14 protein-coding genes are annotated in these 15,753 nt (G+C 54.2%); 4 read left to right on the forward strand and 10 right to left on the reverse strand.

Annotation, left to right across the window (positions count from 1 at the left end):
* Window positions 1-21: 21 nt before the first annotated feature.
* The 4 genes from adk to ampD form a co-directional block, all read right to left on the reverse strand.
* Window positions 22-675: an adenylate kinase gene (gene adk / locus ACT3TR_RS11970; protein WP_096278235.1), complete on the reverse strand. Its 654-nt coding sequence runs from the start codon at window positions 673-675 to the stop codon at window positions 22-24.
* Window positions 676-944: 269 nt separating this feature from the next.
* Window positions 945-3,023 (reverse strand): pyruvate dehydrogenase complex dihydrolipoyllysine-residue acetyltransferase, encoded by a 2,079-nt coding sequence (gene aceF, locus ACT3TR_RS11975; RefSeq protein WP_444625114.1) that lies wholly within the window; start codon window positions 3,021-3,023, stop codon window positions 945-947.
* Window positions 3,024-3,081: 58 nt separating this feature from the next.
* Window positions 3,082-5,754: a pyruvate dehydrogenase (acetyl-transferring), homodimeric type gene (gene aceE, locus ACT3TR_RS11980; protein ID WP_444625113.1), complete on the reverse strand. Its 2,673-nt coding sequence runs from the start codon at window positions 5,752-5,754 to the stop codon at window positions 3,082-3,084.
* A 395-nt stretch (window positions 5,755-6,149) separates the two neighbouring features.
* On the reverse strand, window positions 6,150-6,731 hold the full coding sequence (gene ampD / locus ACT3TR_RS11985; RefSeq protein WP_444625112.1) for a 1,6-anhydro-N-acetylmuramyl-L-alanine amidase AmpD: 582 nt from the start codon (window positions 6,729-6,731) through the stop codon (window positions 6,150-6,152).
* 93 nt (window positions 6,732-6,824) lie between these two features.
* Here ampD and nadC point away from each other — a divergent pair, with 93 nt between their 5' ends.
* Entirely contained in the window at window positions 6,825-7,679 is an 855-nt protein-coding gene (gene nadC / locus ACT3TR_RS11990; protein ID WP_444625111.1) for a carboxylating nicotinate-nucleotide diphosphorylase, read from the forward strand.
* Between the two features lie 19 nt (window positions 7,680-7,698).
* Here the strand turns inward: nadC and ACT3TR_RS11995 are convergent, their stop codons facing one another.
* Entirely contained in the window at window positions 7,699-8,229 is a 531-nt protein-coding gene (locus tag ACT3TR_RS11995) for a GNAT family N-acetyltransferase (protein WP_441686808.1), read from the reverse strand.
* Between the two features lie 125 nt (window positions 8,230-8,354).
* Here ACT3TR_RS11995 and tsaA point away from each other — a divergent pair, with 125 nt between their 5' ends.
* Window positions 8,355-9,092, forward strand: coding sequence for a tRNA (N6-threonylcarbamoyladenosine(37)-N6)-methyltransferase TrmO (tsaA, locus tag ACT3TR_RS12000; protein ID WP_444625110.1), 738 nt, complete (start codon window positions 8,355-8,357; stop codon window positions 9,090-9,092).
* 15 nt (window positions 9,093-9,107) lie between these two features.
* Here the strand turns inward: tsaA and purC are convergent, their stop codons facing one another.
* The 3 genes from purC to dapA all read right to left on the reverse strand — a co-directional run bounded on the left by purC (window position 9,108) and on the right by dapA (window position 11,799).
* A complete protein-coding gene (gene purC, locus ACT3TR_RS12005) occupies window positions 9,108-9,824 on the reverse strand; it encodes a phosphoribosylaminoimidazolesuccinocarboxamide synthase (protein ID WP_096278221.1) in 717 nt (238 codons plus the stop codon).
* A gap of 32 nt (window positions 9,825-9,856) precedes the next feature.
* Window positions 9,857-10,840 (reverse strand): outer membrane protein assembly factor BamC, encoded by a 984-nt coding sequence (gene bamC, locus ACT3TR_RS12010; protein WP_441686811.1) that lies wholly within the window; start codon window positions 10,838-10,840, stop codon window positions 9,857-9,859.
* A gap of 74 nt (window positions 10,841-10,914) precedes the next feature.
* Window positions 10,915-11,799 carry a 4-hydroxy-tetrahydrodipicolinate synthase gene (gene dapA, locus ACT3TR_RS12015; RefSeq protein ID WP_096278217.1) on the reverse strand — a complete coding sequence of 295 codons (885 nt, stop codon included), beginning with the start codon at window positions 11,797-11,799 and terminating at the stop codon, window positions 10,915-10,917.
* Between the two features lie 292 nt (window positions 11,800-12,091).
* On the opposite strand from dapA, the gene ACT3TR_RS12020 reads away from it, so the two are divergent.
* Complete coding sequence (locus ACT3TR_RS12020; protein WP_444625109.1) at window positions 12,092-12,568, forward strand: peroxiredoxin; 477 nt, start codon at window positions 12,092-12,094, stop codon at window positions 12,566-12,568.
* Between the two features lie 75 nt (window positions 12,569-12,643).
* Here the strand turns inward: ACT3TR_RS12020 and ACT3TR_RS12025 are convergent, their stop codons facing one another.
* Both ACT3TR_RS12025 and ACT3TR_RS12030 read right to left on the reverse strand, forming a co-directional pair.
* Window positions 12,644-13,771: an AI-2E family transporter gene (locus tag ACT3TR_RS12025; protein ID WP_096278213.1), complete on the reverse strand. Its 1,128-nt coding sequence runs from the start codon at window positions 13,769-13,771 to the stop codon at window positions 12,644-12,646.
* Window positions 13,768-14,046, reverse strand: coding sequence for a sulfurtransferase TusA family protein (locus ACT3TR_RS12030; RefSeq protein WP_444625108.1), 279 nt, complete (start codon window positions 14,044-14,046; stop codon window positions 13,768-13,770). The genes ACT3TR_RS12025 and ACT3TR_RS12030 overlap by 4 nt, the downstream gene beginning before the upstream one ends.
* A gap of 187 nt (window positions 14,047-14,233) precedes the next feature.
* Between ACT3TR_RS12030 and ACT3TR_RS12035 the strand changes: the two genes are divergently transcribed.
* Window positions 14,234-15,697 carry a M48 family metalloprotease gene (locus ACT3TR_RS12035; RefSeq protein WP_192536238.1) on the forward strand — a complete coding sequence of 488 codons (1,464 nt, stop codon included), beginning with the start codon at window positions 14,234-14,236 and terminating at the stop codon, window positions 15,695-15,697.
* The last annotated feature ends 56 nt before the right edge of the window (window positions 15,698-15,753 follow it).

Below are 15,753 nucleotides of genomic sequence, written 5' to 3' on the forward strand. Positions count from 1 at the left end.
CAATGTAGTGCGTTTTGCGACTTAGCTCAGCGCTTCTTTCACTTGGCGGGTAATGTCGGTCACACTGCCTACACCTTCAATACGGTGGTATTGCGGGGCGCTTTCAGCATCTTCCGTTGCCCATTGCTGATAGTAGTCGACCAGCGGGGCCGTTTGATCATGATAAACCGATAAACGATTACGCACCGTGGACTCTTGATCATCTTCACGCTGAATAAGCGCTTCGCCGGTGACATTATCTTTGCCCGGCTCTTTGGGCGGATTATGCTCAACGTGGTAGACACGGCCAGAGGCTGGATGAACGCGACGCCCGGCTAAACGATTGACGATTTCTTCATCGGGCACGGCAATCTCCACTACATGATCCAGCTTAACGCCGCCTTCTTTCATCGCGTCAGCCTGGGGGATCGTGCGTGGAAAACCATCGAATAGAAAGCCGTTTTCGCAGTCTGGCTGGCCAATGCGCTCTTTAACCAGATCGATAATAATGTCGTCTGATACCAAGCCGCCGCTGTTCATGATCTCTTTTACTTTTAGGCCCAGCTCAGTGCCATCTTTAATGGCCGTGCGCAGCATATCCCCGGTGGAAATCTGAGGAATCTTGAATTGCTCACAAATAAACTGAGCTTGAGTCCCCTTCCCGGCGCCGGGGGCACCCAACAGGATTAAACGCATGGCACTGCTCCTTGAAGTTTAAAAATATGAAAAAATGTATTACCCGACAATAACCGTGCCCACCAGACGACACAACTCCCCAAAAGCCTGAGAGACCCGTTTTTATTCCACTTTTTTAAATTAAAACAGCTAGGTGAGCACAAATAGCCGTTTAAAACTCTACTTTGGTCGCCTTTAGAACTGAAAATGCCAATATCTGCGCGACGCATTCAAACCAAACACAAGCGGCGCCCCGAGGGGCGCCGCTTGCGAAACTTTAATTCTATCGATTACAGAAGTAAACGACGAATATCAGTCAGTACGTCGGCCAAGAAGGCGGTGAAGCGTGCTGCATCAGCTCCGTTGATCGCTCGGTGGTCATAAGAGAGCGAAAGCGGCATCATCAAACGCGGTTGGAAAGCATTGCCATCCCATACCGGCTTCATCTGCGCTTTCGACACCCCCAGAATAGCAACTTCCGGCGCGTTGACGATCGGTGTAAATGCCGTACCACCAATCGAACCGAGGCTCGAAATAGTGAAGCAACCACCGGTCATTTCGTCACGCTTGAGCTTTTTGCTTTGTGCTTTTTTGCCCAGATCAGCCATGTCCTTAGCAATCTCAATCAAGGACTTTTTATCAGCATCACGCAGCACAGGCACCATCAGGCCATCAGGGGTATCAACAGCGATACCAATATGAACATAGTTCTTCCATACCAGCGTTTCGCCATCGCCCTTCAAGCTGACATTGAACTGCGGGAATTTACGCAGTGCAAAAGCACAGGCTTTGACCATAAAGGGTAGCGGCGTGAGCTTAGCCCCCTGCGCTTCGGCTTCAGCCTTCATGGCTTTGCGGAAAGCCTCAAGCTCGGTAATGTCCGCTTCGTCAAACTGCGTGACGTGAGGAACATTGAGCCAGCTGCGATGCAGGTTAGTAGCGCCCATCTTGAGCAGACGCCCCATCGGCTTCTCTTCCACTTCACCAAACTGGCTGAAGTCGACGGCGGGGATTGGCGGAATACCCGCGCCGCCAGTCGCCGCTGCTGCGCCTTGCGGAGCAGCTCCCTGATTGGCAATTGCCTGCTTGACGTAAGACTGCACGTCCTCTTTGAGCACGCGATCTTTCGGGCCGCTAGGCTTCACTAGCCCGATATCGACACCCAGCTCACGCGCCAGCATACGTACGGCAGGTCCGGCATGAACTAGCTTGCCATCACGGGGTTTGTGGGCCGCCATCTGTGCTTCAGGACTTGGCGTACCCGCTGGTGAGGCAGAGGCTTTATCGCTGGCTGGGCTAGCACTGCCTTTATCCTTTTCAGGCGCAGCTTTCTCAGGGGCGGCCTTTTTCGGCGCGGCTTTTTTACCGCTGGCAGCCACTTCGATATAGCCAATCACATCGCCTTCAGAGACGGTGTCGCCCTCTTTAACGGTTAACTCAATGAGCTTACCTTTATAGGGGCTGGGCACGTCCATCGAGGCTTTGTCAGATTCCAGCGTAATCAGCGCATCTTCCACGTTGATTTCATCACCTGCGGCCACGCCAATTTCAATAATCGGCACGTCAGAGGCACCCGACATCTCCGGCACGCGAATTTCTTTGCGCTCCGGCTCGCCGCTTGTAGCCTCTTCCTGATCATCATCTTCGTCAGGCGACTCTTCAGGCTCACTGCTGGCTTGGCTAGAAGCTTCCTCGTCAGAGGCTTCCTCGTCAGAGGCTTCCTCAGTCTCTTCTTCACCGCCTTCACCCGCGACTTCCATCTGGCCAATAACATCGCCTTCGGAAACGGTATCGCCCTCTTTCACAGTGAAGGTAACGATTTTGCCACTATAAGGGCTCGGCACGTCCATGGAGGCCTTATCAGACTCCAAGGTAATCAGCGTGTCTTCAGCCTCTACTTCGTCGCCTTCGCTTACAGCGACTTCAATAATTTCGACGCTATCAGAGCCGCCCAAGTCAGGCACTATGATATCAACCGTTTGCTTACCACCGGCCGACTTTTTAGCAGCAGGCTTTTGTTCTTGGGACGGCTTTTCAGCTTTCTCTTCTTTCGCCGGTGCGGCCTCTGGCTGGCTTTCAGCGTCAGCATCTGGCTGCGCATCGTCGCCCTCGTCACTACTTTCGCCGCCGCCTTCAACTTCTAGCTCAACGATATCGTCCCCTTCGGAAACGGTGTCGCCTTCTTTGACCAACACTTTAATGACCTTGCCGCCTTTCGGGGCAGGCACATCCATGCTGGCTTTATCAGATTCCAGAGTGATCAGGGTGTCTTCCGCTTCAATGACGTCGCCTTCTGACACCGCAATCTCGATGATTTCGACATCGGCATCACCACCGATATCGGGAACTTTGATGATTTCGCTACTCAAGGTCGCGCTCCTTCCAAATCGGATCGAGCCGGTGGGCACTTGCCCACCGGGCAGCGGTTTAGCTAGTCAGCGGGTTAGGCTTACTGGCATCAATGCCGTACTTCTTCAATGCTTCGCCGACAAGCTTGCGATCAATCTCGCCGCGGTCTGCCAGCGCACGCAGCGCGGCGACGGTGACGAAGTAACGATCAACCTCGAAGAAGTAACGCAGCTTCTCACGCGTGTCCGAACGACCGTAGCCATCGGTACCTAGTACAGTGTAGTCGCCCGGTACCCAAGCACGCACTTGATCAGCGTAGAGCTTCATGTAATCGGTCGAGGCAATCACCGGTCCTTCACGACCTTCCAAGCACTTCGTGACGTGCGGCTTGAGCGCTTCAGCATCTGGGCTTAGGAAGGCTTCACGATCTAGCAGCAGCGCTTCACGACGCAGCTCGTTAAAGCTGGTCACGCTCCAAATGTCGGCGCCAATGCCCCACTCGTTTTCAAGCAGCTCGGCTGCCGCTTCCACTTCACGCAGAATGGTGCCAGAACCAAGCAGCTGAACGCGGCCTTTGTCACCCTTGGTTTCGCGCAGCAGGTACATACCTTTGACGATATCGTCGGCCGGTACGTCTTCCAACACAGGGTGCTCGTAGTTCTCGTTCATCACGGTCAGGTAGTAGAAGCAGTTCTCCTTATCGGTGAACATGCGTTTCAAACCATCCTGAACAATCACCGCCACTTCATGCGCATAGGTCGGGTCGTAGCTACGGCAGTTAGGGATGAGCGATGCCTGAAGCAGGCTATGGCCATCTTGATGCTGTAACCCTTCGCCGTTAAGCGTGGTACGCCCCGCCGTGCCGCCGACCATAAAGCCGCGCGCCTGCAGGTCACCCGCCGCCCAAGCTAGGTCGCCAATACGCTGGAAACCAAACATTGAGTAATAGATGTAGAACGGCAATAGCGTCACATGGTTATTACTGTAGGACGTTGCCGCGGCGATCCAGGCAGACATGGCGCCCGGCTCGGTAATACCTTCCTCAAGAATCTGACCTTTCTGATCCTCGCGGTAGAACATGATCTGGCCTTTATCGACCGGCTCATATTTCTGACCTTCAGCGGTATAGATACCTAGCTGACGGAACATGCCTTCCATGCCGAAAGTACGCGCTTCATCAGGGATAATCGGCACAACATACTTGCCTAGCTTCTTATCCTTGACCAAACCGTTGAGTATCCGCACAAAAGACATCGTGGTGGAGACTTCACGGCCTTTCGAACCAACCATTTGCGAGGCAAAGGTCTTATCTTCCAGCGAAGGAATTTCTAAGGCTTCGAAATCACTGCGACGGCTAGGTAGGTAGCCATTCAAGCGTTCACGCTGAAGATGCATGTACTTAAGCTCGGGAGATTCATCATCCGGCTTGTAGTAAGGCACGTCTTTCAGTTGCTCGTCGGTCAGCGGAATGCCAAAGCGGTCGCGGAAGGTCTTGAGCGCTTCGTGTTCCATGCTCTTGACCTGGTGCGCGCCGTTTTCAGCTTCACCATCGCCGCTACCCATACCGTAGCCTTTTACGGTATGCGCTAAAATGACCGTCGGCTTGCCGTTAGAGGTATTAACCGCTTCGTTATACGCCGCATAGACCTTGAACGGGTCGTGGCCGCCGCGGTTGAGCTTCCAGATATCATCGTCAGAGAGATCTTTAACCATCTCTTCGGTTTCTGGATACTTACCAAAGAAGTGCTCACGGGTGTAGGCACCGCCGTTGGCTTTGTAGTTCTGGTACTCGCCATCGACCGCTTCGTCCATGCGGTTTTGAAGGATGCCTTTTTTATCCTTCTCGAACAGCGGATCCCAGTGGCGGCCCCAAACGACCTTAATAACGTTCCAGCCAGCGCCACGGAATACGCCTTCGAACTCGTCCATGACGCGAGAGTTACCGCGAACAGGACCGTCAAGACGCTGGAGGTTGCAGTTGATCACGAAGATCAGGTTGTCGAGGTTTTCACGGCCCGCCAACGAAATAGCGCCCAGCGATTCCGGCTCGTCACACTCGCCGTCACCCATGAAGCACCAGATTTTACGGTCGTGCATATCCTTCAGCTCGCGATGATGCAGATACTTCATCACGTGAGCCTGGTAAATCGCCTGAATCGGCCCTAGCCCCATCGATACCGTGGGGAACTGCCAGTAATCGGGCATTAACCACGGGTGCGGGTAAGAAGAAAGGCCATCGCCATCGACTTCCTGGCGGAACTTGTCCATCTGCGCTTCGCTTAGACGCCCTTCTAAGAAAGAGCGGGCATAGATGCCTGGTGCCACATGACCCTGGATATAAATCAAGTCACCGGCAAAATCATCTTTAGCAGCGCGGAAGAAGTGGTTAAAGCCTACGTCATACAGCGTTGCCGATGACATAAAGCTGGCAATATGGCCACCCAGGCCCGGCTTGGCGCGGTTATTGCGAATAACCTGCGCAATAGCGTTGTAACGAATCAAAGAGCGGATACGGCGCTCCATGAACAAATCGCCAGGCATCGGCGCTTCGCGATGAACCGGGATCGTATTACGGTGCGGGCTTGTCACCGAGAAGGGTACCTTCATCCCATCCCGGCGCAGACGATCCGCCAGGCGGGTCATTAGGTAGCGGGCACGATCTTCGCCCTCACGATCCAACACCGATTCTAAGGAGTCTATCCATTCCGTAGTTTCGATCGGATCGAGATCTTCTCTTGTCTTCAGACTCATAGAGGTCTCTCCGAATGACGATAAATGACAATAATCCCCGCTACCCGGTAGGGCCTGGGGCGGTGGTGTGGCATACCACTACGCACCAACATTCAGCCGGCAAATGGTTGCCGGATAGGTTTTCGCTCTACATTCAACAAGCTACGTACATCTTGATGTAGTAAAGCTACACAAATGTCGTAAAAGTTAGCCTTTTGTATAGGTGAAGATACCGCAAAGTCGCCACGCTGCCAATTCTAGATCAACGTAAAAGCCTATCGAAAACAAACTATTGCACTGCAACATAAGCATTTTATAGAACATCAGCTAGTATGACTAAATGCCTGCATCCTGTAATTAAACTACCGTTTTATTATTTAATTAATGAAGTACTTATATGGATGCGCTTATAAACGTTAGCATTTACCACACTCTGCTATCAGCCGATGAAAATACGCCCAATCAAATGCTGGGCCAGGGTCTGTTTTACGCAGTGGCGCAACATGCGCATGGCCGGTGATACGCCTACTATCCAGCTGCGGGTAGCGGCTCATTAACCACTTTGTTGCCCGTGCCAGCGCTTGATACTGCGCCTTGGTAAACGGTGTTACATCATCACCTTCTAGCTCAATACCCACTGAGAAATCGTTAAGCGTTGTGCGCCAAATAGTTTGCCGCGCATCCCACCAGCAAGAACGCCCTGCATGCCAGGCACGCTGATCGGTATCAACAAACTGGACGCACTCGCCATCGCGGCGTATCAACAAGTGAGCAGATACGCGCAGGTGGGCAATATCGGCAAAAAAAGGATGCTCATCGATTACCAGCTGATTGGTAAACAGCGCTTCGATCGCTGCACCGCTAAACTCGCCCGGCGGTAGGCTGATCGCATGAATAACCAGCAGCGACACCTCGCCGTCAGGCCGATTATCAACGTTAGGCGAGACGACTTTTCGTGCACTTCCCCACCAGCCGCTAAGCGCTTGTTGGTTTTCCACGCGCGGACCTCCTTTTCGTTAGCGCTCTCATTCACCGCTTTCTTTCATTATACTGGCCGCACACACTTGAAGACGCCCAGAGAACCCAACGCTATGCACTATCAATCTGCTCTTGCCGAAGAAATCCGCGCCAGCGCTGCTCGCCAGATAGCAGAAGACGTTGGCCCTGGCGATATTACCGCGCAATTAATCCCTGAACACCAGTGGGCCACGGCAGATATTATTACCCGCGAAGCCGCCGTGCTATGCGGCGCAGCCTGGGTGGACGAAATCTTTCGCCGCTTAGATAGCCGCGCAAGCTTAACTTGGCACGCCGCCGACGGTGATAAGCTTGAGGCGGGCCAGCGTTTCTTAACCCTAGAAGGTCCCGCCCGCACGCTGCTCACCGGCGAACGCGCGGCTCTCAATGTGCTGCAAACGCTGTGTGCCACGGCCACCGCCACACGTACCTATGTGGACCTGATTGAAGGCACCAGCGCACGCCTGCTCGACACTCGCAAAACACTGCCTGGCATGCGCCTAGCGCAGAAATATGCGGTTACCTGCGGCGGCGGCCACAATCATCGGCTTGGCCTGTGGGATGCATTTTTGATCAAAGAAAACCACATCACCGCCTGCGGTGGTATTCAAGCGGCGGTCGCCCAGGCACGACAGCTTGCCAGCGACCTGCCTGTGGAAGTTGAGGTCGAAACCTTTGAGGAGTTGGACCAGGCGCTGGCTGCCGGCGCCGATATTGTGATGCTCGACAACTTCGCCATTGAAGACCTTTACGTTGCGGTCGAAATTAACGGTGGCCGCGCCACACTGGAAGCCTCAGGCAACGTGGATGCCAACACGTTGCGGGCGATTGCCGACACCGGCGTCGACTGTATCTCTAGCGGCGCGCTCACCAAGGATATCGCCTCGATTGATTTATCGATGCGCATTACACGCAGCTATAGCGTGTAAGGACTCATTATGAATCGACCTACGTTTCAATGGCGCTAAGAGACTTTGATAGCCGGTAACGCTGGAGCCGCTCTCCACTGCGCTCCACCCACTGTTCGCCGTGGCTCTCCCAGCCGCGGCGCAGCAGGCGCTCATATAGCACCAGGCTCGCCTCTATCTCCACGCGCCCTTTGCCTTCTTCAAGCAACATTCGCTCTGCGTGGACAAGCAACGTCGCGCCAATGCCGCGGCCTGCTAATGACGGCCATACATAGAGCGTCTCAATTCGCCCTGTGGATAAGCCCAACTCCAGAAACCCGACGCACCGGCCATCGCAAGTAGCTACTAGCGTGGTATACAGCGCTTGGCGCACCGCCCACGCACTGCCCTCTCGTGGCAGGGCCTGAGCCCACGCACGCCTCTCGGAGAGCGTGTAATGAGCCGCCGCGCCCTGCATCACAGCATGATAAAAGACTTCAGCCTGATCAGCCGCGTCGCGTGCCAACGCTGCGCGATAAATCACTCGCGCGCCTGTGGGCACTACCGTTTTGTGCTCCTCGGTATTGGTCATACGTCACCTCTGAGCTGTTCGGCGTACATTTGAAAAAGGTTCTTTCGATAAAGGATCATTCGATCACACTTAATTTACCGGCCTGCTTTATACTACGCGGCCAGTTTCCAGTAAAAGGCAGTGTGATGGACGACGCCCTGCACAACGAGCATTTTACGCTATCTCCCATTGGCCATGTGGTGAGCGACTACCCGGACAAGTTCGGCATTCCGCGCCAGCCCGGGCTCGCACCAGCCGCACAGGCCAGACTTGTACTCACGGCCCCTTACAACGACCCGTTAACAGTGCGTGGCCTAGAAGATTTCAGCCATCTCTGGTTAACCTTCATTTTTCACCAGAGCCCTGAGCGCTGGTCGCCGTTAGTACGACCACCGCGCCTGGGAGGCAACAAAAAGGTGGGCGTTTTTGCCAGCCGCAGCACGCACCGCCCGAATCGCCTAGGGCTTTCACTGGTAGCTTTAACAGGCATTAACACTCAAAACGGCGTGACGCTGACGCTATCAGGCTGCGACTTGGTCAGCGGCACTCCGGTAGTGGATATAAAGCCCTACCTGCCCTGGGCCGAAGCATGTCCTGATGCGCGCTCAGGCTTTGCGCCTAGTACGCCGCCATTGATTGAAGTCACTTTCCATCCAACGGCCCTAGCAGCGCTTGCCCAACGGCAAGATGGCGTTACCTTACACGCACTAATAGAACAAGTGTTGAGACAAGACCCGAGACCAGCTTATCAGCAAAAAGGCGCTGCCTCTGGCCGCCTATATGGCGTGCGCCTGCGTGATGTGGACGTTAAGTTTCAGCCATACCAAAACAGCGAAGCCACCACACTAGAGGTGGTGGCTATCGAATCTTACGAGACGCCATGAAGCAATGCTTAAGCTTTAAGCGGGAAACGTAATCCCCAGACGGCGGCCAACTTCTTCGTAAGCCTCAATCACACCGCCCAACCCCTGGCGGAAGCGATCTTTATCGAGTTTTTCACGGGTGTTGGCGTCCCATAGGCGGCAACCATCCGGTGAGAACTCATCGCCCAGCACTATTTCACCTTTGAATACGCCAAATTCCAGCTTGTAATCCACCAGCAGCATATCGCCCTCTGCGAACAGTGCTTTGAGGATATGGTTAACCTTAAAGGTTAATACCTTCATTTGAGCTAACTGCTCAGGCGTTGCCCAACCAAACGTCTCCGCTAGCGACTCGTTTATCATCGGGTCGCCCTTCTCGTCATTCTTCAAGAACAGCTCAAAGGTGGGAGGGGTAAGCGCGACCCCCTCCTCAATACCTAGCCGCTTGACGAGCCCCCCTGCGGCAATATTGCGCACGACACACTCGACGGGAATCATCTGCATCTTTTTAACTAAACTTTCCGTGTCAGAAAGCTGCTTTTCAAAGTGGGTTGGGATACCGGCTTCCTGTAACCGCTCCATAATGAAGGCGTTAAAGATGTTATTGACCATTCCCTTACGGGCCAACGACTCCACTTTTTTGCCATCAAAGGCACTGGTGTCATCCCGAAAATTGAGCACCAACAAATCCGGATCGTCGGTGGTATACACAGATTTCGCCTTACCGGCGTAGAGTTCTTGGCGCTTTTCCATGGGGGCTCCGAAAGGGGGCAAGGGTAGTCAAATTAACGTAAATAGCCGGAAACACGCTCAAGCAGCTCGCGCTGATCATCGGCACTGAATGCACGTTCGCTGGCGTTGACAGCTCGCAGAACGGTCTGATCGCCATTGGATTGCAGCGCCAAGCGAATTTCTTGAGGCGTCTTGCGAACATCGCGGCTGAAGACAATTTGTAACGGGTTACGGTCACTCTCGGCTTTGGTCATATATTCGACTAGGAATGCGTAACCATTGGGGTCAGCGGCAAGCAAATCACGCTGGCCTTTCTGGGCAAAATCCAACTCGAGATAATGGTTCAACTCAGCCCACACGCGGTCTATTGACTGTGGAATAACGACTTCCCACTCGTCGCCCTGCTGGCGGATTTGTAATGTTTGCTCATCGGTAAGGCGCTGCGCAGTCCACGAAGAAGACACGCTCGCAGATGCACTGCGCGAGCTCAAATGGCTTTCCAATGCATCCAAGCAGCTTGCCATGGTTTGCCCGCCACGCTCACAGCGTACTTCACTGCTACCGGCGCGGAGTGCGCTTTGTAGCCGTATGTCCGCCTGGGATGTAACGATAATGCCCTGCGAAGCACTGCTGTCCTGCACGGCCAGTTGGCGGCTACGCACAAACTCTTCGAGCTGCGGCCACACGGTACCTGTATCAGCCGCGACCACTAGCCAGACTTGATCACCCACTTCGCGGCGCTCAACATACTCAGGCTCTAGCCCACTGCCAATCGTCAGTGACTGCGGAGGGCGAATATCGGCGACTTCACCAAGCCGTGTACCTTGGGAAGCGGCTTGTGGCACCGGTAGTGCGTCGCGGTAGCGCTGGGTATTACGGGTCTCTGGCAATACCAACGGCGGTGCCGAAGTGGCCTCGGTATAGTCCAGATTGCGGTCATCGTAAAAACCATCCCGCGCGCAGCCTGTTAGTGTAACGGCCGTTGCAAGAGCCAGCGGTATCCATTTAAGCGCACGTTTTTCAAGCACAGAGCTCATCAAGCCACCTTAAGTCAACAAATCAGGTATCCAGCGCCGCATGAGCGCGCTGGATAAAAAGGTATCGCGTCAGATTACTCCTCCACCACACCCGCGAGCTGAAGCGCTTCACTAACCGTGGCGTGATATTTTTCTGACAACCAAGTCATCGGCAAACGAATGCCCGCATCGGCATAGCCCATGCGATTCAATGCCCATTTCACCGGAATAGGATTGGACTCTATCCCTAAATTGGTATGCAGCGGCATCAGCAGCGTATTAATTTGATGCGCTTTATCGGCATCACCAGCGACAGCTGCCGCGCAAAGATCATGCATGGCTTGGGGCGCAACGTTGGCCGTCACAGAAATATCGCCATGCCCACCCATCAGCATAAAGTCACAGGCGGTCGCATCGTCACCGGAGTAGAGCATAAAGCCAGTACCCTTGAGACGAGTGATTAGATCTTCCGCACGCTCGAGGTTCCCCGTGGCGTCCTTTAAACCAATAATATTATCCACTTCGGCCAAGCGTAAAACCGTTTCATTGTAAAGATCGGAGCAGGTGCGGCTCGGCACGTTATATAGGATCACCGGCAGTTTGCTGCCCTCGGCGACCGCTTTAAAATGCTGATAAAGGCCTTCTTGGGTAGGCTTATTGTAGTAAGGACAGACAGATAAGCAGTAGTCGGCCCCGACTTCACCGGCGTAGCGCGCCAGCTCAACGGCCTCAGACGTTGCGTTGGCCCCAGTTCCTGCAATCACAGGAATACGGCCATTCACTTCTTCCACGACGGTGCGAATCACGTCAAAGTGCTCCGCAAACGACATGGTCGTCGGTTCGCCTGTCGTGCCAGCAGCAACAATGGCATCAGTGCCATTCTCGAGATGGAAATTCACCAGACGACGAAGCGCCTCCCAGTCGATGTCGCCATTGACTTTCATTGGCGTCGCCAGGGCGACGATGCTGCCTGTGATCATCCGTTTATTCCTCACCAGCCAAGAATTGTGTTATCACCTGTCGACATATGTACCGAACTATATTTTTTTCGACAACAAATGTTTTTTCGACAACAAGCGCTATGCAGAGCCTATGTATCAGGCAACCGCATCGCACAGAGATGCAAATGGTACTCAGGCGACTCAAGCCTGTACAGCGCAAAACTGCGTGATTTTTCCGCTCACCTAGTTTGAGCTTTGACAACGCCCCTTGGCTTACGTGTAATCACACTCAATAATCGATCTTAACACCCATACTGAAAAAGGACGCATTATGCCTATTGAAGTCGGCCAACCCGTTGCAGATTTCGCCGCCACCGCTACCGGTGACACTGCCGTGACGCTGTCGGCACTGCGCGGCAAAAACGTCATCGTTTACTTCTACCCGAAAGCCAGTACGCCCGGCTGCACCACAGAGGGCGGAGACTTCCGTGACCGAAAACCGGCGTTCGATGCTGCCAACACGGTTATTCTCGGGGTTTCTCGCGATAGTCTGCGTGCTCAGGAAAACTTCAAAGCTAAGCAGGATTTTAATTTTGACCTTATCTCTGACCAAGATGAAAGCGTTTGTACGCTTTTTGACGTTATCAAGCTAAAGAAAATGTACGGCAAAGAGCATCTAGGTATTGAACGCAGCACCTTCTTAATCGACAAAGACGGCAAGCTCGCCAACCAGTGGCGCGGTGTTAAAGTAACGGGTCACGTCGACGAGGTGCTGGCCGCGGCCGAAGCGCTCAACGCGGCCCACTAATTCGTAAAATCTGCTTGCCCCCGCGCGTTGATTACTTGAACCACCGCGCGGGCGTAACAGGCAGTGCTACTTATCCTATTGGGCCGGGGCTTCAGGCCTATCGTCCTGCGGCCTACGATCTTGCAAAACAATAGACTGATCACGCCCTTGTATGCTGCGCGGCCAGGCGTAGACCAGCGCTTTAAGCAGTGTCGCCAGGGGGATCGCAAAGAAAACGCCCCAGAAGCCCCAAATGCCGCCAAAAAACAGCACCGCTACGATGATCGAAACGGGGTGAATATTATTCGTTTCAGAGAATAGAATCGGTGCTAGCACATTGCCATCCAGCGCTTGAATAACGCCATAAGCCAACATCACATACATGAACTCCTCACTAAAGCCGAAGTTAAACCCCGCGACCGCCGCAACGGGTAACGTAGCCACAGCCGCGCCTATATAAGGCACCAGCACTGAAAACCCGACCAGCACAGCGAGCAGCGCCGTATACGGCACTCCAAGGAGTGTGAAGACAAAGAACGTCACCGTACCGACAATAATAATTTCGATAAACTTGCCGCGAATGTAGTTGGCAATTTGATTATCCATCTCACGCCATATACGCGACAGCAGCGTGCGCTTCTGCGGCAGTAGCGAAAGCATAAAGCCTACCAATACTTTGCTGTCTTTCAGCATAAAGAAAACCAAAATCGGCACCAGCACTAGGTAAATAATCAGCGACATAATATTACCCAGCGAAGCCAACGATAGCGTTAAGGCACGCTGGCCCAGTTGGCTAATCTCACGACTTGCCACGCCTATCCAGTTCTGCATAAGATCCGGCGTGATAATATTCGGGTAGCGCGCCTGTAGCTCATCCAGCCAGCCCTGGCCACTCGCGAACATTCGCGGCGTCTCTTGCACCAGTCCCACCAGCTGATTCCAGATCAGCGGCATCAAAATAAAAGCCAGCGTCAGCAATACGCTGATAAACGCTAAAAAAATCATTATTACCGCGAGCAGGTGCGGGACGCCTCGTCGAGTAAGCGCACTCACCACACCTTGCAGTAAAAATGCGACGACTAAAGCCGTAAAAAACGGCGCCAGCATGCGTCCAAACCAGATAATCGCAGCAAAGCCTGCGACTAAAACCACCAGTAGAATGAGCGCCTCCTCATCTGAGAAGTAGCGCTCAACCCAGCTTTTTAGAATCGTGCGCAGAGTCATCGGTGCGCGTCTCCCGCTTTACGTATCCAGTAAACATAAACATCGTCACGCTGCTCTCGCCCTTCCAGCGTGTGCGCGCTCAGCTCGGTGAATGATGCCATATCGCGCCACGAGCCGGCGTCGGTTGAACGCACCTCAAGCAGCTTACCTGCTGACAGGCCGGCCAAAGCCTGCTTGGCCTTTAGTAAAGGCAGCGGGCAGTGTAGACCACTAGCGTCTAGCACCATGTCGGGCTGAAAGCCCCCCGTTGATTCAGGCCGTTCTTGCTTAGACATAGCCCCTCCTTTAAAAGAACCTGCATATTCACAGCATTGTTGCATAGACTGTTGTGTAGACTGCTGCATAAACTGTTTATTTAGCGGCTGATCTCATAGGCTATCGATTTAACGGCACTTCCCCGCCTTTATCAATGTCATAGCTCTAATCACACCACTGCGCTTAACCACTACCGATGAGGATGCCATGCCGCCCCTTCGTACCGCTTACCCAGGTTGGATATGTGCGTTCGCTTGCGCCTGCGGCAGCTTACTGTTTAGCCCTCAAAGCGCAGCTATCAACGACTACGGCCTGCCAAGCCTAGGCGCAGCGTCTACATCGGTGAGCAATGAAGAGTATCGCCTGGGGCGCGCCTGGCTTCGCCAGTTTCGTGCCCAAGCCCCCCAGTGGCAAGACCCTATTACCAATGATTATTTACAAAGCCTCATTGCCCGCCTAGCCCCGCATAGCCAAATTAACGGGCTGCGCACGATCACTGTCATGGTTGATAACGGCTCTCTTAATGCCTTTGCCGTACCCGGCGGCGTGGTGGGCATTAATTCGGGACTCTTCGCATTCGCGGAGGATGAGGGCGCCTTTGCCTCGGTGCTAGCCCATGAACTGGGCCACCTTTCGCAACGCCACTATGCTCGGGGCAGCGCTCGCGCGTCGCAGACTCAACTGCCTGCCATGGCCGCCATGCTGGCGGGCATGCTCATCGCCGCGAGTGGCGGCGGCGATGTTGGTATGGCCGCCGCCATGGGCTCTCAAGCGGCGCTCATTCAAGATCAGCTAAGCTACTCGCGCTTGTTTGAACAAGAAGCCGACAACATCGGCTTACAGGCGATGGCTAGCGCCGGCTACGACCCAGAAGCCATGGTGCGCATGTTTAGAGCCATGCAGCGCATGTCTCGCCTGCAGGGTGACACGCCGCCCGAATTTTTACTGACTCACCCCGTCTCAGACAGCCGATTAAGCGCCGCCCAAGCCCGTGCAGCTCAGCTGAATATTGCCGACGCTTACACAAGCAACACGCTCTACGACATGATACGCGCCCGTGCGCTGCTGAGCATCTATGCCAACACGCCTCAGCGTGCAGCCACACGCCTTGCCCAGGAAGGCGGCGAACAAGCTGCTCAGGACTACTTAGCCGCGCTGATCGCCGCACGTAACGGCCAGAACGACAACGCTCTAGCGCAGCTGGATAAGCTTGCTAGCGAGCACCCCGATTTTGCCATGCTGCCCGCCTCTGCCGCGACCGTCGCGCTAGAAGCTGGCCGCTACGATGATGCCATTGAGCGTAGTCAGCGATTGCTGCGCTTTATGCCCAGCTACCTCCCGGCTCAGCTGATATTGGCTGAAGCACAGCTGCAACGTGACCCTCAGGCGGCCTATCAATTACTTAACGACATTACGGCTCAGAACCCCGAAGACCCACAGGGTTTTAACCTGCTCGCCGAAGCTGCGGGCCGAAGTGGACACAACAGCTGGGGGCATTTAGCCCGCGCAGAGTATCTCCAGCTGACCGGCAGTGTAGACCGCAGCATTCGACAGCTTTCCATCGCCAAAGATGCTGCTGAGCGTGAGTACGATGAGCGAGCACTGGCGCGCATTGAGCAGCGCCGTGAAGACTTCATTGAATATCGCGAGGCACTTGAGGATTTTAATTAAAGCGTCTCGATGTGAACGAAAAGCGCCCGCGCTGCTACCAGCACGGGCGCTCAAGC

Source organism: Halomonas sp. AOP12-B1-6 (assembly GCF_052379225.1).
GTDB lineage: Bacteria > Pseudomonadota > Gammaproteobacteria > Pseudomonadales > Halomonadaceae > Vreelandella > Vreelandella casei.